Annotated in this window: 19 protein-coding genes and 1 pseudogene; 2 read left to right on the top strand and 18 right to left on the bottom strand. The window is 61.7% G+C overall.

All coding sequences use genetic code 11. The annotated features are described in order from the left end of the window. The first annotated feature begins 56 nt into the window (after window positions 1–56). Entirely contained in the window at window positions 57–752 is a 696-nt protein-coding gene (gene queC / locus BLU76_RS08365; protein ID WP_092222340.1) for a 7-cyano-7-deazaguanine synthase QueC, read from the top strand. A gap of 50 nt (window positions 753–802) precedes the next feature. Here the strand turns inward: queC and BLU76_RS32240 are convergent. After that, a pseudogene (locus BLU76_RS32240) lies at window positions 803–892 on the bottom strand (VUT family protein); the annotation flags it as partial. A 228-nt stretch (window positions 893–1,120) separates the two neighbouring features. Continuing rightward, window positions 1,121–2,026, bottom strand: a complete 906-nt coding sequence (locus BLU76_RS08360; RefSeq protein WP_092222338.1) for a LysR family transcriptional regulator — start codon at window positions 2,024–2,026, stop codon at window positions 1,121–1,123. A 221-nt stretch (window positions 2,027–2,247) separates the two neighbouring features. Here BLU76_RS08360 and BLU76_RS08355 point away from each other — a divergent pair, with 221 nt between their 5' ends. Next, window positions 2,248–3,423, top strand: coding sequence for an MFS transporter (locus BLU76_RS08355; RefSeq protein ID WP_371914892.1), 1,176 nt, complete (start codon window positions 2,248–2,250; stop codon window positions 3,421–3,423). A 219-nt stretch (window positions 3,424–3,642) separates the two neighbouring features. Here the strand turns inward: BLU76_RS08355 and gspM are convergent, their stop codons facing one another. The 16 genes from gspM to gltB form a co-directional block, all read right to left on the bottom strand. After that, the gene (gene gspM / locus BLU76_RS08350; RefSeq protein WP_063323286.1) at window positions 3,643–4,089 is read right to left on the bottom strand and encodes a type II secretion system protein GspM; all 447 of its coding nucleotides are present in this window, start codon (window positions 4,087–4,089) and stop codon (window positions 3,643–3,645) included. Continuing rightward, window positions 4,089–5,192, bottom strand: coding sequence for a type II secretion system protein GspL (gene gspL / locus BLU76_RS08345; protein ID WP_092222334.1), 1,104 nt, complete (start codon window positions 5,190–5,192; stop codon window positions 4,089–4,091). The genes gspM and gspL overlap by 1 nt, the downstream gene beginning before the upstream one ends. Then, window positions 5,189–6,037 carry a type II secretion system protein GspK gene (locus tag BLU76_RS08340; RefSeq protein WP_092146763.1) on the bottom strand — a complete coding sequence of 283 codons (849 nt, stop codon included), beginning with the start codon at window positions 6,035–6,037 and terminating at the stop codon, window positions 5,189–5,191. Before BLU76_RS08340 ends, gspL begins: the two co-directional genes overlap by 4 nt. Then, the gene (locus BLU76_RS08335) at window positions 6,034–6,567 is read right to left on the bottom strand and encodes a type II secretion system protein GspJ (RefSeq protein ID WP_092222332.1); all 534 of its coding nucleotides are present in this window, start codon (window positions 6,565–6,567) and stop codon (window positions 6,034–6,036) included. The genes BLU76_RS08340 and BLU76_RS08335 overlap by 4 nt, the downstream gene beginning before the upstream one ends. Next, complete coding sequence (gene gspI, locus BLU76_RS08330) at window positions 6,560–6,946, bottom strand: type II secretion system minor pseudopilin GspI (RefSeq protein WP_092222330.1); 387 nt, start codon at window positions 6,944–6,946, stop codon at window positions 6,560–6,562. The genes BLU76_RS08335 and gspI overlap by 8 nt, the downstream gene beginning before the upstream one ends. Beyond that, complete coding sequence (gene gspH / locus BLU76_RS08325) at window positions 6,939–7,406, bottom strand: type II secretion system minor pseudopilin GspH (protein ID WP_092222328.1); 468 nt, start codon at window positions 7,404–7,406, stop codon at window positions 6,939–6,941. The genes gspI and gspH overlap by 8 nt, the downstream gene beginning before the upstream one ends. 2 nt (window positions 7,407–7,408) lie before the next feature. Next, the gene (gene gspG, locus BLU76_RS08320; protein WP_092146771.1) at window positions 7,409–7,864 is read right to left on the bottom strand and encodes a type II secretion system major pseudopilin GspG; all 456 of its coding nucleotides are present in this window, start codon (window positions 7,862–7,864) and stop codon (window positions 7,409–7,411) included. A gap of 3 nt (window positions 7,865–7,867) precedes the next feature. After that, window positions 7,868–9,076: a type II secretion system inner membrane protein GspF gene (gene gspF, locus BLU76_RS08315; RefSeq protein ID WP_092222327.1), complete on the bottom strand. Its 1,209-nt coding sequence runs from the start codon at window positions 9,074–9,076 to the stop codon at window positions 7,868–7,870. Between the two features lie 4 nt (window positions 9,077–9,080). Then, the gene (gene gspE, locus BLU76_RS08310; RefSeq protein WP_092222325.1) at window positions 9,081–10,553 is read right to left on the bottom strand and encodes a type II secretion system ATPase GspE; all 1,473 of its coding nucleotides are present in this window, start codon (window positions 10,551–10,553) and stop codon (window positions 9,081–9,083) included. Then, window positions 10,550–12,472, bottom strand: a complete 1,923-nt coding sequence (gene gspD, locus BLU76_RS08305; RefSeq protein ID WP_170862056.1) for a type II secretion system secretin GspD — start codon at window positions 12,470–12,472, stop codon at window positions 10,550–10,552. Before gspD ends, gspE begins: the two co-directional genes overlap by 4 nt. An 8-nt stretch (window positions 12,473–12,480) precedes the next feature. Continuing rightward, window positions 12,481–13,005: a type II secretion system protein N gene (locus BLU76_RS08300; RefSeq protein ID WP_092222321.1), complete on the bottom strand. Its 525-nt coding sequence runs from the start codon at window positions 13,003–13,005 to the stop codon at window positions 12,481–12,483. Further along, window positions 13,002–13,547 carry a cytochrome b gene (locus BLU76_RS08295; protein ID WP_092222547.1) on the bottom strand — a complete coding sequence of 182 codons (546 nt, stop codon included), beginning with the start codon at window positions 13,545–13,547 and terminating at the stop codon, window positions 13,002–13,004. The genes BLU76_RS08300 and BLU76_RS08295 overlap by 4 nt, the downstream gene beginning before the upstream one ends. 66 nt (window positions 13,548–13,613) lie before the next feature. Beyond that, window positions 13,614–15,077, bottom strand: coding sequence for an N-acetylglucosamine-binding protein GbpA (gene gbpA, locus BLU76_RS08290; RefSeq protein ID WP_092222319.1), 1,464 nt, complete (start codon window positions 15,075–15,077; stop codon window positions 13,614–13,616). Window positions 15,078–15,417: 340 nt separating this feature from the next. Then, window positions 15,418–16,485 carry a uroporphyrinogen decarboxylase gene (gene hemE / locus BLU76_RS08285; RefSeq protein WP_092222317.1) on the bottom strand — a complete coding sequence of 356 codons (1,068 nt, stop codon included), beginning with the start codon at window positions 16,483–16,485 and terminating at the stop codon, window positions 15,418–15,420. 187 nt (window positions 16,486–16,672) lie between these two features. After that, window positions 16,673–18,091, bottom strand: a complete 1,419-nt coding sequence (locus tag BLU76_RS08280) for an FAD-dependent oxidoreductase (RefSeq protein ID WP_039592434.1) — start codon at window positions 18,089–18,091, stop codon at window positions 16,673–16,675. 33 nt (window positions 18,092–18,124) lie between these two features. Beyond that, entirely contained in the window at window positions 18,125–22,573 is a 4,449-nt protein-coding gene (gltB, locus tag BLU76_RS08275) for a glutamate synthase large subunit (protein ID WP_063323299.1), read from the bottom strand. Window positions 22,574–22,836: the final 263 nt, after the last annotated feature.

The following is a 22,836-nucleotide window of genomic DNA, read 5'->3' as shown; positions in this document are numbered from 1 at the left end:
ACTTCGGGCTAGGGTCACTCCTTCAGCACCTATTGGGACAGGTCCAAATGAATGAAATGACAAAGAAAGCAGTCATCGTTTTCAGCGGCGGCCAGGATTCGACTACCTGCCTGGTTCACGCCTTACCCCGGTACGACGAAGTTCATTGCATCACGTTCGACTACGGCCAGCGCCATCGTCAAGAAATCGAAGTGGCGCAACAACTCTGCAAGGCCCTTGGCGTGACCGTTCATAAAATACTGGACACCACCCTGCTCAACGAACTGGCCATCAGCAGCCTCACCCGCGACAACATTCCAGTGCCCGCGGCCAACAGCGATGGAGATGGCCTGCCCAGCACCTTCGTGCCTGGGCGCAACATTCTGTTTTTGACCCTGGCGTCTATCTATGCGTATCAGGTGGGTGCAAAAACGCTTATCACCGGTGTGTGTGAAACCGACTTCTCGGGCTATCCGGACTGCCGCGATGCGTTCGTGAAGGCGCTGAACAACGCCATTGAACTGGGCATGGACTATCCCTTGCGCATCGAGACGCCCTTGATGTGGCTGAACAAAGCCCAAACCTGGGCGCTGGCCGATTATCACGGGTGGTTGGAGTTCATCGATCAACAGACACTGACATGCTACAACGGCATCAAGGGCAGAGGCTGCGGTGACTGCGCCGCCTGTCATCTGCGCGCAAAGGGCCTGAGCCACTACCTTGAAAACCGGGTGGAGATCATGAACAGCCTGAAGACAAAACTGGATTTATAGGCACAACGCTCGAAGGGTAATGGGCTATGAGGCAATAGCCCATTGAACTCTTATGCAGGCTGGGCACCGGTTACATACTTTCGAAACAACGCCCTGGCGCCGTAGGCGGGTAGTACATTAAAAACAGCAAAACACATTTTTCACCTAAGGCAATCGATACACCCGTGGCGAGGGAGCTTGCTCCCGCTGGGCCGGGAAGCGGCCCCAAAACCTGTCAGATGCGGAACATCAGACACACCGCACCCGCCGGTTTACGACTGCTTCGCAGCCGAGCGGGAGCAAGCTCCCTCGCCACAGGTCCATCACTTTTCTCATGACCAGCATTAGCCTTGCGGCGCCCCTTCACATATAGGCAAGTTTTTTATTCATCACGCCGAACTGTGGGTGTCTATATTTTCAGTCAACAACTCCACAAACGCTTTCGCCATCGGCGATCGCTGGTCCTTGCGCTGCACCAGCCACACCGCTGACACCGCCGCCGGATCGAGCAGCGGCCGGTAGACCACGCCATCGATTCGCATGCGTTGGTAAGACGCTGGCAAGACCGAAACGCCCAGGCCTGCCGCCACCAGGCCGATGATGGTCATGGCTTCGCCGGCTTCCTGGGCGAAGTGCGGGCTGAAGCCGGCGTCGCGGGCCAGGTTCAGGAGTTGCGCGTACAGGCCGCTGCCGTAGCTGCGCGGGAAGAACACGAACGGTTCCTGGGCCAACGCCGAGAGAAACAGGCCTTCTTCGTTGCCCTGGGCCAGCGGATGTTTGGCGCTGAGCACGGCCACCAGCGGTTCGCGGCTGAGTTCGATTTCCCTCAAGGCGTCGGGCAGTGGCAACGGCCGCATGATGCCCACCTCGATTACCTCGTCCAGCAGCGCATCGGCCACTTGGGTGCTGCTCATTTCCCGCAGGTTCAGGTGCACCGCGGGGAAGCGCTGACGGAACGAGAAGATCGCCTGGGGAATGGTGGAGTTGAACGGTGCCGAAGAGGTGAAGCCGATTTTCAGTTCTCCCAGTTCCCCCAGTTGGGCACGACGGGCCACGTCGGCGGCCTTATCGACCTGGACCAAAACCCGTCGCGCCTCCTCGAGAAACAGTCGACCGGCCTCGCTCAGCTCGACCCGACGATTGGTACGCTCGAACAACCGCGCCCCGATCTCCTGTTCCAGGGCCTGGATCTGCTGGCTCAAGGGCGGTTGGGAGATACCCAGGGCCAAGGCGGCGCGGCCGAAATGCAGTTCTTCGGCAACGGCGATGAAGTAACGCAGGTGGCGCAATTCCATGGGTGATCCAATAGGTCGTAAAACGTCTTAAACGGGTCGAACAATATATTGGATAGAAACGTTAGCCGGCTATATGCTTTTTTCAATGCCTGCCTGGCCGTGCTCGTTCGAGGTTCAACGTGAAAACTGCTGTCGCTCCACTGGCCCATGAAATCCCACCTCGTGTGCAAGATGAGGTCGTCGCCGAACTGAAGGACATCTACATCGAAAAAGGCACGCCCATGTTCATGCGCACGGTGCTGGCACTGTTCAGCGGCGGCTTTGCAACGTTCGCCCTGTTGTATTGCGTGCAACCGATGATGCCGCTGTTGTCCACGGAGTTCTCCATCAATGCGGCGCAGAGCAGCCTGATCCTGTCGGTCGCGACCGGCTTGCTCGCCATCGGTCTGTTGATCACCGGCCCGATTTCCGACCGCATTGGTCGCAAGCCAGTGATGGTCGCGGCGCTGTTCGCCGCATCGGTGTGCACGATCGCCAGTGCCATGATGCCGACCTGGCACGGCGTGCTGCTGCTACGCGCCCTGGTGGGGCTGTCTTTGAGCGGCTTGGCTGCAGTCGCGATGACCTACCTGAGCGAAGAAATCCATCCCAAGCACATCGGCCTGGCGATGGGGCTGTACATCGCCGGCAACGCCATCGGCGGGATGTGTGGGCGCCTGATCACCGGGGTCTTGATCGACTTTGTCAGTTGGCACACCGCGATGCTGGTGATCGGTGGCCTGGCCTTGATCGCGGCGGCGGTGTTCTGGAGGATTCTCCCCGAGTCGCGCAACTTCCGTCCTCGCTCGCTGCACCCGCGTAGCCTGCTGGACGGTTTCATCATGCACTTTCGCGACGCCGGCTTGCCGCTGCTGTTTCTCGAGGCCTTCGTCTTGATGGGCGCGTTCGTCACCCTGTTCAACTACATCGGTTACCGCCTGCTGGCCGAGCCTTATCACTTGGATCAGGCCTTTGTCGGGTTGCTGTCGGTGGTGTACCTGTCGGGCATCTACAGCTCGGCAAAAATCGGCGCACTGGCGGACAAACTCGGCCGACGCAAAATGCTCTGGGCAACCATCGCGCTGATGCTGGCCGGCCTCGCGCTGACCATGGCCACGCCGTTGTGGTTGGTCGTGCTGGGCATGCTGGTGTTCACCTTCGGCTTCTTCGGCGCCCACTCGGTCGCCAGCAGTTGGATCGGCCGCCGCGCCCTCAAAGCCAAGGGCCAGGCGTCGTCGCTTTACCTGTTCAGCTATTACGCCGGATCGAGTGTCGCAGGTACGGCGGGCGGCGTGGCCTGGCACTTGGGCGGGTGGAACGGTGTCGGTCTGTTCATCGGCACCTTGCTGGTGGTGGCGTTGCTGGTGGCGGTGAAACTGGCGAAGTTACCGTTGTCGCCGGGGAATGTTCAGGTTTAGCCATCACGAGTTCACGACCCAAACCAGGGACAGAGCGAATACTTTGTGGCGAGGGAGCTTGCTCCCGCTGGGTGGCGCAGCCACCCCAGAACCAGACGCCGCGGAGCAACAGGTGAACCCTGCAAACCGCTTTACGACTGCTGCGCAGTCGAGCGGGAGCAAGCTCCCTCGCCACAAAAAACCCATGCTTCAGGCCAAAATGGCTGTGTACTCGATCGCTCATTGACGCAACACCACCCGCGCCTCCAACACACTATTACGTGCTTCCAGAGTCAACGACTGCAGCGTCGCGCCCTCCCGCTCTTGTTGATCCAGCCACTGGAGCAATTGATTGGCATCGCCACTGACGGCCAGTCGCAACGAATCGCCATCGACCTCCATTTCAGCTATTTCCAACCCCGTCGCGGCCGCACTGTCATTGACGCGCACCGACAAGGGCCGTGTGGCGGTGGTTAGATCCCGGGCGGGCTCGGCGCGCTGGATTCGTGCGTGCAGCTCGGCCTGTTGGCGGTACTGTCGCTCGGCGACATCCAGCCGTTGCCGGACAGGTTGCCAGATCGTTGTGTAGACCACGACCACCAGCAGCAGCCCGACAAGGCCCAGCAACAATTGTTGCTCACGGCGTGACAGCCTCCCCCAGGCCTGTATCAAGCTATTGAAGTTCATCAACTGTTCTCCAGGGTGAGGATGGCCTGCACGCGGTTGTTCTGCTTGCTGGCGCTGCCCAGGGTGACGGACAGTCCGGTTTGCTGCCCCCGCTCGCGCAGTTGCTCAAGCTCGACGAAACTGGTGGCGGTGAGCTGGATTTTCCAACCTTCGTCTTCACGAAAATCGATGCGCTGCACTTCGACGCTGCTCGCACCAATGACCTGCTCCGTCAGACGGACCAGACGAGCGACCTGTGTGTCCTGGCTTCGCCCACGACGACTTTGCAGCGCCTGGAACTGCGCCGCCAGGTCGACAATCCGCGTTTCCTCGGGATACAGCGACCTGAATCGCTGCTCGCCCTGGGCATACAGATGACGGCTTTCGCTTTCAAGAAATCGTATGCGGCCCTCGCTGAATGCCCAGGTGAGCAATAGCAATCCCAACGCAGTAACCGCCACGCCACGCCACGGCAGCGGCTGGCGACGTCGACGGAACTCACCCTGCATCAGGTCGATGGGATGTCCGCCAGCGCAGAGCAGCCAATCATCGATGCCTTCACGATCGCGTCCCTCGTCCAGCCAGTGAATCTCTTCGGGCAAGTCCGGCTTGAGCGTTGCCAGGGCTCGGGCCGACAGCGACACTCGCGCCGGTAATGCCCCGCCCAACAGCCAGCGACCGAACCAACGCACCGCAAAAGCCTTGTCATGGGGAAGCAGGTCCGCGTCGACATGCATTGCCCGTACATCGACGCCTTGCGCAGCCAGCAGCGCCAGCAGTGCCTGGAACCGGCCTCGCTCGGTCACCATCAGCGGGTAGCGCTGTTGTCGGTCCCGCGCGCCAACGCTGATGTGCAACGCCTCCAGATTTTCACTCAGTTGTTCTTCGATGGCGAATGCGAGGGCCTGGGGTCGCGGCTGGCGTCCAGAGGGCCACGGATCGCTGCGCAGCCAACTGCACATTTCCATCGGCAACAGCACATCGACGACTCGCCCATTCAACTCGCGGGCGGCTTCATGCAAGGGCAGGCTGCGTCGTTCGCCCGTGGGCGACCACACGCAACACGGCCAGTTGACGCAAGGCTCATCCATGCCGTCGGCTGTCAGGTAAAGCCAGGTTTTCATCTCAGGGACTCGCTGGGGCTGATGGGTAAAAAACGACGCTGAGCCACCGTCCAGCGTCCGCTAACGGGGTCGCGCTCGATGTCCGAGGCCAGGCGCAGACGGCTATCGGCACGGGTCACGCTCACGGTGATTCGGAACCAGCGGCTGCTCACGCCCAGGCCATGGCTGCCGATGCCCACCCCGGATAAAAGCGGGTCATTGGTGAAGGCCTGCACACTGGCGTATGGCTGATGGCGACGCTGGTTGATCAACACCTTGGCCACCTCATCCTCCATGCCGTCCAGGCTCATCAACACTGGCAGCGGCGCGGTATTGATATTCACCAGGGCGTCCCTGGGCAACACCACCACCCAAGGCTCCAGGCGCCGCAGCGTCTGACCGTCGATGCCCGGCAACAGGCGCAGTTGACTCAACTCCTGCACCGAGCCGACCTGGGGCAATGACAGCGCGGGTAGCTCCAGCAACGCCAACAATCGCCTCCAACGACCGAGGGTAACTTGATCGGTCTGGCCCTGAGCCAGCAGCGCATTAAGGTTCAGGCGCCCGGACAAATCCTCGATATCGATGTGAACCTCGGCGTCCTCCATCTCGAATGCAGGTTTGAGCCGAGCCCAATCCTGGCTCAGGTCTACCGGCCCGGACGAAGTTATCGCGCTACCTTCCAACACCGCCTGCGCCCAGGCTTCAGCGGCCAGCCCCAATTGACGCAGTTGGACGTGCTGCAACTGCTGAGCGCTGCTCTGCAACAACAGGCGATGACTGCGCAGCATGCCAGCGGTAAAAAGCAGCGCCAGGCTCAGGACCAACAACACACTGATCAGCGCCACGCCTCGTTGCCGGCTCACGGCAACGCCCCCGGCAACAACAGCACGCGGCGGATCTGCTGGAAACGCCCCGTGGAAATCACCAGCTCCAACGCCAGTGGCGCGTTGCCGCGCACGGTTTCGTCATGCCAGCCTCGTTGCGCATCGAATACACGCCAGCTCAGGCTGCGTACGTCCTCGAGCACTTTCTGCTGTTGCACGATGACCGGCCCTTCACCGCGACTGTCGCGCCACAACACCGCTGCCTCGAGTCGATAGTTCACCGTTTGCCGCTCGCTGCGTGGCTGGTCCAGCGGATTAGGCCAATGGCTACGCTGCAATTGCAGGCGCCCTGACGCGAGCACGGTGGAACCGGCAACGGCCTGCCACACATCCCGTTCGATCACCCCCACCGCACGCTGCAAGGCCCTGACTTCGCGCTCATGCTGGCCGGCGCCCTGCTGGGTACGCACCACGCCGTCGAACAGGCGCCAACTGGCCAGGCCGAGCAAGGCAAAAATGGCGATGGCAATCACCAGCTCCAACAAGGTGAAGCCCGATTGTCTATTCATGACGGTCGCGGACCCATCCCGTGGTGCGGTGCACGACTGCTGGGCTGCCGGCCCGGCTGACCTGGATCTCGACCCGGAGCAGACGCGGGTCGCGGGCCGCGGCGACACGCTGTTGCAAAATCCAATCGCGCTGATCCAGGTGCCGGGCCAGGCGCTGTTGGCCCAGTGGCGTAGCGGCTTGCAGACGGAGCTCGCTGAGCTGGTTGTCCGCCAGCCAGGCGCCGAACAGACGGTCCTCAAGCCCGGCGCTTTGCTTGAGCACGAACTGACTGGCCGACAGCACCGCAGCCGCCAACGTGGCGAAAATCGCCAGCGCGACCATGACTTCCAACAAGGTGAACCCCTGGCAATCGGCGGCCAGCCTGCGAGCGTCAGCCATCGATCAGCGGCTGCGCCAAGCCGTCACTCACGACCTGGGAAATCGTCTGGCCAGCAACTTTGATGAGCAACCTGAACGGACTGATCTCGTCACTGCTGAGCATCAGCAACTGTGGTGGACCTCGGGCATCATCGAGCGCCACGACATGGCCGTCCTGCTCCAACCCAAGCGTCAGGCTTTCAGGCAGCCGTTGCGACGCCGACACCGCTGTCCAACCCTGAGACTCGAGTCGCAACGCCTGATAGCCGCGAGGCTGTACACGTACCCCATATTCCAGCCCATCCAATACCGCGCGTTCGCGCAACTGCTGCACCACGCGGATGAAGTCCTGGGCTTGCTGCCGGGCCTCACGCATCGGGCTCGGGCCGATAGCCAGGCTGACCATGCCCATCACGCTCCCGATCAACACAATGACGACCATCAGTTCCAGCAAGGTGAAACCCCGAGAATCACGGCTCATGTTCACTCAGCCCAATTGCCGATGTCGGCGGCAAAGCCCTCGCCGCCCAGCAGGCCGTCGGCACCCAGCGAGTACAGGTCGTAACCGCCATCGAGCGCCTTGAGGCCAGGATTGAGGTACTGATAGGGCGTGCCCCAAGGGTCGACCGGCTGGCTCTTCAGATACCCTTGGGGGTTCCAGTTTTTCGCGGCTGGCGTACCGGAAGGACGCTTGCTCAACGCCTCCAGGCCCTGCTGGGTCGAAGGATATTGAGCATTGTCGAGACGGTACATTTCCAGGGCCGTGGCAATCGCCTGAATATCAGTGCGCGCGGCCGTGACCTTGGCTTGGTCAGGCCGGCTCATAAACTGCGGCACGACGATGGCGCCGAGGATGCCGATAATGACCACCACCACCATGATTTCGATCAGGGTGAAACCACGCTGGGGGCGTACCGGTCGGTTGTTTTGAAGTGTCATGGGTCAATTCACCAATTGGTTGAGGCTCAAGATAGGAAGCAGAATGGCCATGACGATCAGCAGCACGACGCCGCCCATCAGCACCAACATGGCCGGTTCGAAAAGGCTCACCACCAGCGCGATGCGTGCCGCGAGGCTGGCCTCTTGTTGTTCGGCGGCGCGGGCCAACATGCTGTCGAGTTCGCCGGCTCGTTCACCGCTGGCGATCATGTGCAGCATCAGCGGCGGGATATCCCCGCCCAGTTCCAGGCCACGGGTCAGGGTGCCGCCCTCGCGGACCGAACGGGCCACGTCGGCCATGCGTGCGCGAATGGTCAGGTTGCCGATCACCTGGGCGGCAATGTGCAAGGCCTCCACCAGCGGCACCGCGCTTTTGCTCAGGATCGCCAAGGTGCTGGCGAAACGGGCCGCTTCCATTGCCCGCAGCACCTCGCCCAACAACGGCAGCCTGAGCAACAAGCGGTGCCAACGCAGGCGCCACGCCGGTTGGCGCAGGCTCCAGCGCCACAGCCCGAGCAGCCCGGCCAGGGCCCCGAGCAACAGCAGACCGTAGCGACGCAAGCCGTCGCTCATCGCAATCAGCGCCTGAGTCAGCCAAGGCAACGGCTGGCCACTGTCGACGAAAATCTTCACCACATCCGGCACCACGTAGCCCAGCAGGAACGCGACAATCGCGACGCAGGCCAGCATCAGAATCAGTGGGTACACCAACGCCAGTTGAATGCGCTGGCGCGACGCCTGGCGCGCCTGGGTGTAGGTCGCCAATTGCTCCAGCACCTGGCCCAAGTGGCCGGATTGCTCGCCGGCGGCCACGGTGGCGCAGAACAGCTCGGGAAACGCCTGGGGAAAGGCCCTCAGGGCCGTCGCCAATGCGTGGCCTTCCATCACCCGGCTGCGCACCGCCGCCAGCAGGTGGGCGACACGGCGCTTCTGGCTCTGTTGCGCCACCGCTCCCAGGGATTCTTCGAGGGGCAGGCCGGCCTGGATCAAGGTGGACAACTGCAACGTCAGCAATGCCAGATCTGCCGGGCTCAACCACGTTCCGGCGTGCCACCCGCCCAGGGTTCGCGGTTCCTTCGCTGCAAGCAGTTCGCAGGGCAGCAAGCCGCGCTCGCGCAGCAACTGGCGAGCATGGCGCGGGCTGTCGGCTTCCACACGGCCCTTGCAGCGGCGGCCCTGGGCGTCCTCGGCCCGATAGTCGAAGGTCGGCATGGTGCTAATCCCCCTGGGTAATGCGCAGCAGTTCGTCGACGCTGGTCAGGCCTTCCAGCACCCGCTGGCGACCGTCCTGAAACAGGCTGCGGGAGGTCTTGCGCGCCTCGGCGGCCAGCGCCTGCTCGGTGGCGCCCTGATGAATCAGTTGCGACAGGGCGGCGCTGACATTCACCAACTCATAGATACCAAAGCGTCCGCGATAACCCTTCTGGCATTGCTCGCAGCCCTGGGCCTTGAACAACCGGGGCGCGGCACCGGCATCGAGGCCCAGGCGCCGACACGTAGCGACGTCGGCCACATAAGGCGTCTTGCAGGACGGGCACAAGGCCCGCAACAAGCGCTGGGCGACGATGCCGGCCAGGGACGACGCCAGCAGATACGCATCCACGCCCATGTCCACCAGCCGCGTGACCGCGCCGACGGCGGTATTGGTGTGCAGGGTCGAGAGCACCAGGTGGCCCGTCAGCGACGCCTGGACGGCGATTTCGGCGGTCTCGCGGTCGCGTATCTCGCCGACCATCACCACGTCCGGGTCCTGGCGCAAAATAGCCCGCAAACCACGGGCGAATGTCATGTCGACCTTCGGGTTGACCGGCATCTGGCCGATGCCCGGCAGGTGATATTCGATGGGGTCTTCGACGGTGAGGATGTTGCGACTCTGGTCGTTGATGCTGCTCAAGGCCGCGTACAGGCTGGTGGTCTTGCCAGAACCCGTGGGACCGGTCACCAACACGATGCCGTGGGGTTTGCCGAGCAATAGCCGCAGGTCGGCGAGGGTGTCGTCGGGCAGGCCCAGGCGATGCAGGTCCAAACGCCCGGCCTGCTTGTCGAGCAAGCGCAACACCACGCGCTCGCCATGGGCCGAAGGCAACGTGGAGACCCGTACATCGACTTCATGGCCGGCCAGGCGCAAGGCCATTCTCCCATCCTGGGGTACGCGCTTTTCGGCGATGTCCAAACGGGCCATGACCTTGATCCGCGACACCAGCAAGTTCGCCAGTTCCCGGCGCGGGCGCAGCATTTCCTGCAACTGCCCGTCGATGCGCATGCGCACCGACAGGTATTGCTCGAACGTTTCCAGGTGCACGTCCGAGGCCTGTTCGCGGACTGCCTCGCTGAGCAGCGCGTTGATCAGCCGGATAATCGGCGCATCACCTTGTTGCTCCAGCAAGTCGGTAGTCTGCGGCATTTGGTCGGCCAGGCTGAGCAGGTCCAGCTCTTCGTCCAGGCCCTGGGCCACCTGCTCGGCGGCACTCTGGCCCTGGCGATAGACGCTGGCCAGGCGCGCGGCGAACAGCGTCGGTTCCAGCACCTGGATGGGCAAATCCCGCCCGCACAGGCGCCGCACTTCGGCCACGGCGGTCAGGGGCGTGTCGCCGCGCATCACCAGGCTCAAGGTCGGCCCCTCGCCTTCGAGCAGCACACCGAAACGTCTGGCGAAACCAAAGGGCAACGGGGCCTGCGGTTCAGTCACAAGGCCCCCGCACGCTGTTGCGAATCGGCCGCTGATGCATCCTTGGATGAGTCGAACAACTGGCGGGCATCCCGGGGCAACAGCAGCGAGTTGTTTTTCCGCGAGCCGGGCTTGCTCAGTTCCCGGAGCGCGTCGTAGCGCTGGCGACTCACATCGGCCAGGTCTTCGCTGCTGCGCACGATGGTCGGGCGCAGGAACACCATCAAGTTGCTTTTGGTCTGGGTGTCGCGGTTCCAGCGAAACAACGCGCCCAAGTAGGGAATACTGCGCAGCAGCGGCACACCGCTTTGCTGGCTGCGGACACTGTCGCGGATCAGGCCGCCGATCACGATGATCTCGCCATCGTCCGCCAGGATCGTGCTCTTCAAGGCGCGCTTGTTGGTGATCAGATCGGAGGAATCGACTCCGGAAACAGACGGTGCGATATCCGAAACTTCCTGCTCGACTTCAAGACGCAAGGTCGAGCCTTCGTTGATGTAGGGCTTGACCTTGAGGCTGATGCCGACGTCCTTGCGCTCCACGGTGGTGAACGGATTGTCCGCACCGTTGCCGCTGGTGGCATAGGAACCCGTTTTGAACGGGACGTTCTGGCCCACGATGATTTCCGCTTCCTGGTTATCCAGGGTGAGCAGGCTGGGGGTGGAAAGCAGGTTGCTGTGAGTATCGCTCGCCAGCGCCGAAACCAGCGCACTGAAGCGGTCACCGCCCAGCCGCAGGAATGCGCCTTCAGTCTTTTTATCCAGCTTATTGAAGTCCAGGCCGACGATCGGAATGTCGGTTCCCGGGAAATTGATGCCACCTGTCGCGCTGCCGCTCTTGAGTCCCCACTGCACCCCCAGCGCTTCGGAAATATCTCCGCTCACCTCGACGATGGCCGCATGAATGAGCACCTGGGCCCGGGGTTGGTCCAGCTCCCGGACGATGTTCTCGATGATGCGGACCTGGGCCGGCTCGGCGATCAGGACCAAGGCATTCTGGCTTTCATCGGCCTTGATCCTGAAGGGGCTGGCCCCCGCGGTTTCCCGTTGGCCAGCGAGGACCGGCGTGGTTTTCCTATCCTGCCCGACACCTTCCAGGACCTCGGCCAACTGTTTGGCATCGCTGTGACGCAGACGGATGACCCGCGCGTTGTCCTGGGAAGCGGCTGCCGGCACGTCCAGGGTCCGGGCCAGGTCGACCAGGCGTTGACGCACCGCTGGCGCGCCGATGATCACCAGCCGGTTGCTGCGGGCATCGGCGATCACCACGCCCGCCGTTTCCCCCTCGCGCTTGCCGCCGGAGGCTTCCACGAGTGGGGCGATGTCCCCGGCCTGGGCGTGCTTCAAGCGCACCACCACGTGATTGCGGTTGCGTCCTGAATCCAACCGTTGCACCACGCCGGTGATGCGCTGGACGTTGGCCGCCGTGTCGGTGACCACCAAGGCGTTGGACGAGACCGAAGGGCCGACGTAACCATTGGCCGATACCAAGGGGCGGATCAGCCCGGCGACGTCGGCAGCGACACTCGATTGCAAGTCGAGGACCCGGGTGATGAACTGCGACGGTGTGGCGCTTTGTTCGTCGGCGATACCGGCACGCGTCTTGGCATCGCTGACCGGGGTGATCAGGATCCGCTCGCCTTCGTCGATCACGGTGAAGTTGTGTGCATCGAGTACCGAATAGAACAACCGACGTACCCCCTCGCGGTCCAGCGCTTGACGGGACATGACCGTAATGCGCCCTGACACCCGGGGATCGAGCACCACGGTCTTGCCCAGGATCGCCGAGAATTCCTCGACCACGTCGCGCAGTTCCGCGTTGTTCATCGCCAGTTGCCACTGGGCCTCCTCGGCTCGCAGCGAAACGGGAAACGTCAGTGGACACACCACTGCAAGGCCGAACAGGACGCGTGCTACACGGCCCCGGATAAAGCTGTTCATGAATTCGATCACTCTGATTGCCCGGCCACCGGGCGTAGGTATTGCGTGGAAACAAGCGTGGCATGGTGCCCGTCTTCGGGGGTCAATCGGCGCAGCAAGGGCTTGGCGTCTTGTTGCAGGGAAAGGCGCTCTTCACGTCCGTTGCGCCACAACGTCACATGGCCGGCTTCGACCCGACGCAGCACGCTGCCACCGGGCAAGCGCTCACCCACCTGGTAAATGCGCGGGCCGGCGGCGTCCGCCAACAATGCCCGCGACAAACCTTGGCCGGCGACAAAACTGGCCTGCAACGTAATCGGTTCGGCGCTTGGCGCCTGGGCACCTTCAGGCGCCAGGCCAAGCACGGTCGCCACGGCTTGCACGTTGGGCAGGTCACGAACCGGAACCATCGGCGGGTCCGCCGGCACCGGCACATCACGACCCAAACCCTGGTGAAAGCGCCACTCTTGTCCGGCCAGCAATATCCCGTAAAGCAGCGGCACGAGCACCAGCAGCAGCCTCGGCAGGCGGCGGCCAAGGAAAGACAGGCTCACCTTTGCGCTCTCCGGCTCATCGCGCCAGCTGGCTTGGCGAAAGACATGCGTCGTACCACCCTGCGCCCGGAAAACTCATGCCAGAGCACCGCGCACAGGTGCAGCGCAATCAGCATCGAAAGCACCACGCAAGACAGGCTATGGAGGGTGTTGGCCAGTTCGATCAGCGCCGGATCAGCCAATGGTTGAGGAAAGCGAACAAGGCCGAAGACACTGATGGTGCTTTTCATCATCAGTACGCCGGTCACCAGCACGACGCTGATGGTCAGGTAGATCAGCGCATGCACCGCCAAGGCCAGCTTCTTGTTCAATGAAAGCGCTGCCCCACGGGGCTCCAGCTCACAAAAAAACAGCCAGGCCCGCCACACGAAAAACGGAATGAACAGCGTGGTCAACGACACATTGAGTGAGCCGATCCAGTGTTCGGTCGAAGCCGACACCGGGTTGAAAGCCACATAAAAACCGGACACCAACGTCCATAAAATAATCACCGCCGACAGCCAGTGCAGCAGCACCCGTCGCTTGGAATAATTGGAATGCATCATCGCGCCCTCGCTTGAAGGCTTCAGGCAACCCGGTGGGCCGCCTGAAGCCATGCCTGTCAGGACTTACAGCTTGTCCCAGGCGCTTTGCCAGGAGGCACCGACACCCGGTTCAAAACCGTTCGAGGTCGGGCTGTACTGCTTGCAGTAGCCGGACGCCGGGAACGGCTTGCACTCGAAGACTTCGTCAGTCTTGGGCTGCAGCACTTTCGTGCCGGCGGTGTAGTCACTGATGCCTTCAGGGAACACGAAGTCGTACTCGATGCCGGCGCCCTCACCGGTCAGGGTGACGGTCTGGGTCTCCTGGCGCGTGGTACGCCCATCTTCGGTGGTGCCCACCAGCGTCAGGGTGTGGGCGCCCGGGGCGCTGCGCACGTCCAGGCTCAGGCCGGTACTGCCTTCACCCACGGCCTGGCTGACGGTACCGACCTGCTTGTTCTTCTCATCGAACAGTGCGGCTTCGAGGTTCATTCGGCGGTTTGTCTGCGCGGTGAACGCCATGCTGACCCGACCTTTATCGAGCACGTACTCTGGCTGCAGGGAAGAAATTTCCATGCTGGCGCTGGCGTCTTCCTGCATGTCCAACTGCACTTGATAGCCAGTCACACCGCTTTCTTTCTGGGCGTACAGCCTGTTGGTACCTTTGACCGGCGCGATATTGCCGTCTTCACCACGAATACCGGCACGAATCAGGGCATGGGTGTTAATGGCTTCGGCCAGTTTGAACGACCAATTCTCAGGCTTGCCTTCTTCAGCGTTGTCGATACTGATTTCTACGCTGTACTCAGCATTTTCGCCGGTGGCGGAGAATGCACGGGCCTTGACCTTGTCACCCGCCAGCAACGGAGTCGATGGCGTAATGCTGCCCACCGGCAACCAGCCGCCCGGCAATGCGGCTTCGGCGAGAATGTTCACATCCACCGGGTTGTAGAACGCGTTATCCGTGTCGCCCACTGTCCAGACGGCCAGGATGACGTGATGACCCGATTTACTGTCAGGAATGACGCAGTTGTGCGGGGCACCGCTTACCGGAATTTGATGACCGCCATCCACCGTACAGAACGGCGTGCTGTCGAACGAGGAGCGCTTGAGCGCTTGGTTCGGCTTCCAACCGTCGCGGGTAATGAAGTATTCGTGTTTGCTCGTCCGGTGCGCTGCGTCGTATTTCCATTGGAAGGTAGTGTTGCGGTCCCTGATTTCGGTCAGATGCCAGCGCGAAGCCGATTGCGCATCAAGGGCAGAAAAGTTGGCGTTGCCGCCGCTGGCGATCTTGCCGTCGATAGGGCCTTGCAGCGGCCCACCACCGGCTCCATTCGGGAAGCCCTTGAAGGTCTCGCCGGTACTATGCGGCTCGTATTGCGCGCCACCGCAGTTTAGGTTGACACCTTTCTGGCACAACAGCGCACGAGAAGGCGGCACTTCGACGAAACCATGTGCATGCACACCTTGGGACGCCACCATGGCCGACAACAGCACTAACGACGAAGCACACCCCGTTAATACATTGCCCTTATTGAAGTTATTTTTCATATAAGTTCCAGACTACTCATCGAGATTGAAAAGACGAATCACCGTCATCTTGAAAGGCGCGCCGGATCGTTCAGCGCCAGACCTAACAAGCGCCGAACCTTATAGAAAGTTGAACAGTTCCTATGTAGGAAAAATCTCTCAAAATAGAAGGAATGATCTCTGAAGCTATTTCTCTTACATAGCTTGAGAAACTTCTTACGAACAGAAATAACTATCAAACAAAAACAAACAGACACATCAGACAAAACAACTGACGCCTTGCATTTAATAGATAAAAAAACAGGCGAAAAAAAGCCTGTCCGGCACGGGTCCGAACAGGCGGGGTGACGCTGGAAAACGATTACTGGTGGTACTGCGCCGACAACTCATGCACCGCCCGCAGGAAGGCCCCAGCGTGTTCCGGGTCGACTTCCGGGGTGATGCCATGGCCGAGGTTGAACACATGGCCACTGCCGCTGCCGTAGCTGGCCAGGATGCGCCCGACTTCTGCGCGGATGGCTTCAGGCTTGGCGTAAAGCACGGTCGGGTCCATGTTGCCTTGCAGGGCAACCTTGTGACCGACACGCTCGCGAGCGTTGCCAATGTCGCAGGTCCAGTCCAGGCCCAGGGCGTCGGCGCCGGCATCGGCGATGCTTTCCAGCCACAGGCCGCCGTTCTTGGTGAACAGGATCACCGGGACTTTACGACCCTCGTGCTCGCGGATCAGGCCACTGACGATCTTGCGCATGTAGGCCAGGGAGAATTCCTGGTACGCCGCCGCCGACAGGTTGCCGCCCCAGGTATCGAAGATCTGCACCGCTTGTGCACCGGCCAGGATCTGCCCGTTGAGGTAGGACGTGACCGACTGGGCCAGCTTGTCCAGCAGCAGGTGCATGGCTTGCGGATTGTCGTAGAGCATCGCCTTGGTCTTGCGGAAGTCCTTCGACGAACCGCCTTCGACCATGTAGGTCGCCAGCGTCCAGGGACTGCCGGAGAAACCGATCAGCGGCACGCGCCCGTTGAGTTCACGACGAATAGTGCTGACCGCGTCCATGACGTAGCCCAGGTCTTTCTGCGGATCGGGAATCGGCAAGGCCTCGATGTCGGCCAGGGTGCTGATGACTTTCTTGAAGCGCGGGCCTTCGCCGGTCTCGAAGTACAAGCCTTGGCCCATGGCATCGGGAATGGTCAGGATGTCGGAAAACAGGATGGCCGCGTCCAGCTGCGGATAGCGATCCAGCGGCTGCATCGTCACTTCGCAGGCGAACTGTGGGTTCATGCACAGGCTCATGAAGTCACCGGCCTTGGCGCGGCTGGCGCGGTACTCCGGCAGGTAGCGACCAGCCTGGCGCATCATCCACACCGGGGTGACGTCAACGGGTTGCTTGAGCAGGGCGCGAAGGAAACGGTCGTTCTTCAGGGCAGTCATGTCGGCATCCGGAAAAAAAGTGCGGGCATTTTCTCAGAGCGCGACGCAAAAGGCACGGCAAGAGCCGTGCCTTTTATCTATCGGGGCAATTTGTCGCATAGAAGCAGCTGCAAGCTATCAGCTACAAGCCTCAAGCTCATCTGCTTCGAACTTGTGGCTTGCAGCTTAAAGCTCGCAGCTGGCGTCGTCAGACGCCCAGATAATCCAGAATCCCTTCCGCCGCATTGCGGCCTTCGAAGATCGCCGTTACCACCAGGTCGGAACCACGGACCATGTCGCCACCGGCGAAGATCTTCGGGTTGCTGGTCTGGTGCTTGTACTGGCCCTGCTCCGGAGCCACCACGCGGCCCTGGCTGTCGGTCTGGATGCTGAACTGCTCGAACCACGGCGCCGGGCTTGGGCGGAAGCCGAAGGCGATGACCACGGCGTCGGCCGGGATGATCTCTTCGGAACCGGGGATCGGCTCGGGACTGCGGCGGCCACGGGCGTCCGGCTCGCCGAGACGGGTCTCGACCACCTTCACGCCTTCGACCTTGTCTTCGCCGACAATGGCGATCGGCTGGCGGTTGTAGAGGAACTTCACGCCTTCTTCCTTGGCGTTCTTCACCTCTTTGCGCGAACCGGGCATGTTGGCTTCGTCACGACGGTAGGCGCAGGTCACCGACTTGGCGCCCTGGCGGATCGAGGTGCGGTTGCAGTCCATCGCCGTGTCGCCACCGCCGAGCACCACCACCTTCTTGCCTTTCATGTCGACGAAATCTTCCGGCGACTTTTCAAAGCCCAGGTTGCGATTGACGTTGGCGATCAGGAAATCCAGGGCGTCGTAGACACCCGGCAAGTCCTCTCCGGCAAAGCCGCCCTTCATGTAGGTGTAGGTGCCCATGCCCATGAACACGGCATCGTATTCTTCGAGCAGTTGCTCCATGGTCACGTCCTTGCCCACCTCGGTGTTCAGGCGGAACTCGATGCCCATGCCGGTGAAGACTTCGCGACGATTGCTCAGCACAGTCTTTTCCAGCTTGAACTCGGGGATGCCAAAGGTCAGCAAGCCGCCGATTTCCGGGTTCTTGTCGAACACCACCGGGGTCACGCCACCACGCACCAGCACGTCGGCACAGCCCAGGCCCGCCGGGCCGGCACCGATGATCGCCACGCGCTTGCCGGTCGGCTTGACCTTGGACATGTCCGGACGCCAGCCCATGGCGAACGCAGTGTCGGTGATGTATTTCTCCACCGAACCGATGGTCACCGCGCCAAAACCGTCGTTGAGGGTGCACGCCCCTTCGCACAGGCGATCCTGCGGGCACACCCGGCCGCAGACTTCCGGCAGGGTGTTGGTCTGGTGGGACAGCTCGGCGGCCTGGAGGATGTTGCCCTCGGCCACCAGTTTCAACCAGTTGGGAATGAAGTTGTGCACCGGGCACTTCCATTCGCAGTACGGGTTACCGCAGCCCAGGCAGCGATGGGCCTGATCGGCCGACTGCTGGGGTTTGAAAGGCTCGTAGATTTCCACGAACTCTTTCTTGCGTTGACGCAACAGTTTCTTCTTCGGATCCTTGCGCCCGACATCGATGAACTGGAAGTCGTTATTCAGACGTTCAGCCATTGTTAAAACCTCATCAAACTCTTCAGGCGCATATCACTGCGGGTTGGCACGAGTGCTGGAAAGCAACGACTTCAGGTTGGCAGCCTTCGGCTTGACCAGCCAGAAACGGCGCAAGTAGTCATCGAGGTTCTCGGCGAGCTCACGCCCCCACTCGCTGTCGGTTTCCGCGACGTACTCGTTCAGCACGTTTTGCAGGTGGCTGCGATAGGCTTCCATCGCCTCGCCGCTGATCCGCTGGATTTCCACCAGTTCGTGGTTGACCCGGTCAACGAAGGTGTTGTCCTGGTCGAGCACGTAGGCGAAACCGCCAGTCATGCCAGAGCCGAAGTTATAACCGGTCTTGCCCAGCACGCAGACAAAACCACCGGTCATGTACTCGCAGCAGTGATCGCCGGTGCCTTCCACCACAGTGTGGGCCCCGGAGTTACGCACGGCAAAACGCTCGCCTGCGGTGCCGGCGGCGAACAGCTTGCCGCCCGTGGCGCCGTAGAGGCAGGTGTTGCCGATGATGGCACTGTCCTGGGTCTTGTAGACGCTGCCCTTGGGCGGAACGATGACCAGCTTGCCGCCGGTCATGCCCTTGCCCACGTAGTCGTTGGCATCGCCTTCCAGGTACATGTCCAGGCCACCGGCGTTCCAGACGCCGAAGCTCTGGCCTGCGGTGCCCTTGAAGCGGAAGGTGATCGGCGCCTTGGCCATGCCCTGGTTGCCGTGCTTGCGGGCGATTTCGCCGGAGATCCGTGCGCCGATGGAACGGTCGCAGTTGCAGATATCCAGGTCGAACTCGGCACCGCTCAGGTCGTTGATCGCCGCAGCGGCCATGTCGACCATCTTCTCGGCCAGCTCACCCTTGTCGAATGGTGGGTTGCGATCAACCTGGCAGAACTGTGGCTTGTCTGCCGGAATGTAATCGCTGCCCAGCAATGGGGTCAGGTCCAGGTGATGCTGCTTGGCGGTCTGGCCTTCGATCACTTCCAGCAGATCGGTACGGCCGATCAGCTCTTCGAGCGAACGCACGCCCAGCTTCGCCAGCCACTCACGGGTTTCTTCGGCCACGTAGGTGAAGAAATTCACCACCATGTCCACGGTACCGATGTAGTGGTCCTTGCGCAGCTTGTCGTTCTGGGTCGCCACGCCCGTGGCGCAGTTGTTCAGGTGGCAGATGCGCAGGTATTTGCAGCCCAGGGCGATCATCGGCGCGGTGCCGAAGCCGAAGCTCTCGGCGCCGAGGATGGCGGCCTTGATCACGTCCAGGCCGGTTTTCAGGCCGCCGTCGGTCTGCACCCGGACCTTGCCGCGCAAATCGTTGCCGCGCAGGGTCTGGTGAGTTTCGGCCAGGCCCAGTTCCCACGGTGCACCGGCGTACTTGATCGAGGTCAGCGGCGATGCGCCGGTGCCGCCGTCATAGCCGGAGATGGTGATCAGGTCGGCGTAGGCCTTGGCCACGCCCGCCGCGATGGTGCCAACGCCGGCTTCCGCCACCAGTTTCACCGAGACCAGCGCCTTGGGGTTCACCTGCTTGAGGTCGAAGATCAGTTGCGACAAGTCTTCGATCGAGTAGATGTCGTGGTGCGGTGGCGGTGAGATCAGGGTCACGCCAGGCACCGCGTAGCGCAGCTTGGCGATCAGGCCGTTGACCTTGCCGCCAGGCAGCTGGCCGCCTTCGCCGGGCTTGGCGCCCTGGGCAACCTTGATCTGCAGCACTTCAGCGTTGACCAGGTATTCTGGCGTCACACCGAAGCGGCCGGTGGCTACCTGCTTGATTTTCGAGCTCTTGATGGTGCCGTAGCGCGCCGGGTCTTCGCCGCCTTCGCCGGAGTTGGAACGCGCACCGAGGCGGTTCATGGCTTCGGCCAGGGCTTCGTGGGCTTCCGGGGACAAGGCACCCAGGGAAATACCGGCCGAATCGAAGCGCTTGAGCACCGACTCCAGCGGTTCTATTTCACTGATGTCCAACGGCGTGTCGAGGGTCTTGACCTTGAGCAGGTCGCGAATCATCGACACCGGACGGTTGTCCACCAGCGAGGTGTATTCCTTGAACTTGCTGTAGTCGCCCTGCTGCACGGCGGCTTGCAAGGTGTTGACCACGTCCGGGTTGTAGGCGTGGTACTCGCCACCATGGACGAACTTCAGCAGGCCGCCTTGCTGGATCGGCTTGCGCGGACTCCAGGCTTCGGCCGCCAGGGCTTTCTGTTCGGCTTCGATGTCGACGAAACGCGCCCCTTTGATGCGGCTCGGCACGCCACGGAAGCTCAGCTCGCAGACTTCTTCCGACAGGCCGATGGCCTCGAACAGTTGCGCGCCACGGTACGAGGCGATGGTCGAGATGCCCATCTTCGACAGGATCTTGAGCAGGCCCTTGGTGATGCCCTTGCGGTAATTCTTGAAGACCTCATAGAGGTCGCCCAGCACTTCACCGGTACGGATCAGATCGCCCAGCACTTCATAGGCCAGGAATGGATACACCGCCGAGGCACCGAAACCGATCAGCACCGCAAAGTGATGCGGATCGCGGGCGGTGGCGGTCTCTACCAGGATGTTGGAGTCGCAGCGCAGACCTTTTTCGGTCAGGCGATGGTGCACCGCGCCGGTGGCCAGCGAGGCGTGGATCGGCAGCTTGCCCGGCGCGATATGACGGTCGCTCAGCACGATCTGGGTGCGACCGGCGCGCACGGCTTCTTCCGCCTGATCGGCAACGTTGCGGATCGCAGCTTCCAGGCCGACGCTTTCGTCGTAGTTCAGGTCGATGACCTGGCGCGCGAAGCCCGGACGGTCGAGATTGGTCAGCGAGCGCCATTTGGCCGGGGAAATGACCGGCGAGCTGAGAATCACCCGCGAGGCATGCTCCGGCGACTCCTGGAAAATATTGCGCTCGGCACCGAGGCAGATTTCCAGGGACATCACGATCGCTTCGCGCAGCGGGTCGATCGGCGGGTTGGTCACCTGGGCGAACTGCTGGCGGAAATAGTCGTAAGGCGTGCGCACGCGCTGCGACAGCACGGCCATCGGCGTGTCGTCACCCATGGAGCCGACCGCTTCGTAGCCCTGCTCGCCGAGCGGACGCAGCACTTGGTCACGCTCTTCGAACGTCACCTGGTACATCTTCATGTACTGCTTGAGCTGATCGACGTCGTAGAAAGCCGAACCGTGGTCGTTGTCTTCCATGGTCGCCTGGATGCGCAGGGCATTCTTGCGCAGCCATTGCTTGTATGGATGACGGGACTTGAGACGGTTGTCGATGGCGTCGGTGTCGAGGATCTGGCCGGTCTCGGTGTCCACGGCAAAGATCTGGCCCGGGCCCACGCGCCCCTTGGCGATGACATCCTCGGGCTGGTAGTTCCAGACACCGATTTCCGAAGCCAGGGTGATGAACCCGTTGGTGGTGGTGACCCAACGCGCCGGCCGCAGGCCGTTACGGTCCAGCAGGCATACGGCGTAGCGACCGTCGGTCATGACGATACCGGCCGGGCCATCCCACGGCTCCATGTGCATGGAGTTGTATTCGTAGAAGGCCCGCAGGTCCGGGTCCATGGTCTCGACGTTCTGCCACGCCGGCGGCACCAGCATGCGCACGCCGCGGAACAGGTCGATGCCACCGGTCACCATCAACTCGAGCATGTTGTCCATGCTTGAGGAGTCCGAACCCACGCGGTTGACCAGCGGGCCGAGTTCTTCGAGGTCGGGCATCAGGTCGTTGGCGAACTTGGTGCGACGGGCCACGGCCCAGTTGCGGTTGCCGGTGATGGTGTTGATCTCGCCGTTGTGGGCGAGGAAGCGGAATGGCTGGGCCAGCGGCCATTTCGGCAGGGTGTTGGTGGAGAAACGCTGGTGGAACACGCAGATCGCGGTTTTCAGGCGCTCGTCGCTCAGGTCCGGATAGAAGGCGGTGAGGTCCGCCGGCATCATCAGGCCTTTGTAGATGATGGTCTTGTGGGAAAAGCTGCAGATGTAGTGATCGGTGTCGGCGGCATTGGCCACGGACGAACGACGACGGGAGCTGAACAGCTTGATCGACATGTCCTGGTCGCTCAGGCCTTCGCCAGCGATGAATACCTGTTCGATCTGCGGCAGGCGCTCGAGCGCCAAGCGGCCGAGGACACTGGTGTCGATCGGCACTTTGCGCCAGCCGACCAGTTGCAGGCCGGCGGCCAGGATCTCGCGATTCATGTTTTCGCGAGCCGCCTGGGCCTTCACCGGGTCCTGATTGAAGAACACCATGCCCACGGCGTACTGCTTGGGCAGGGTCACGCCAAACGTTTCCTGGGCAATGGCACGCAGGAACTCGTCGGGCTTTTGAATCAGCAAGCCACAACCGTCGCCGGTCTTGCCGTCGGCGTTGATCCCACCACGGTGGGTCATGCAGGTCAGGGCCTCAATGGCCGTTTGCAAAAGGGTGTGGCTGGGCTCGCCCTGCATATGAGCTATCAGGCCGAAACCGCAGTTATCCTTGAATTCATCTGGTTGGTACAGACCTGCTTTCATAGACACTTTCTCACCAGGCTGCCTCTAATCGAGGCAAATTTCTTTTCAATTCAACCAGTTGCATGCCGCGCCGAACGTACGCCAGCTTTGCGGGGGCAAAAGGGAGGTCATTGTACACACCGACACAGAGGCTCACAAATTTGACGACGAACTGTCGCAAATCCATGTCGCATTTGTGAAAGGTTTAAAGCTATATGCTGTGCTAGTCAAAACTTTTTTGGGTTCGACCGCTACGACTCAAACACTACTGTGACGCAGACACC

It is taken from the genome of Pseudomonas sp. NFACC08-1, assembly GCF_900106735.1.
GTDB lineage: Bacteria > Pseudomonadota > Gammaproteobacteria > Pseudomonadales > Pseudomonadaceae > Aquipseudomonas > Aquipseudomonas fluorescens_Q.
Note: the sequence above shows the minus strand (reverse complement) of the source record. Positions and strands in the feature narration are given on the sequence as shown.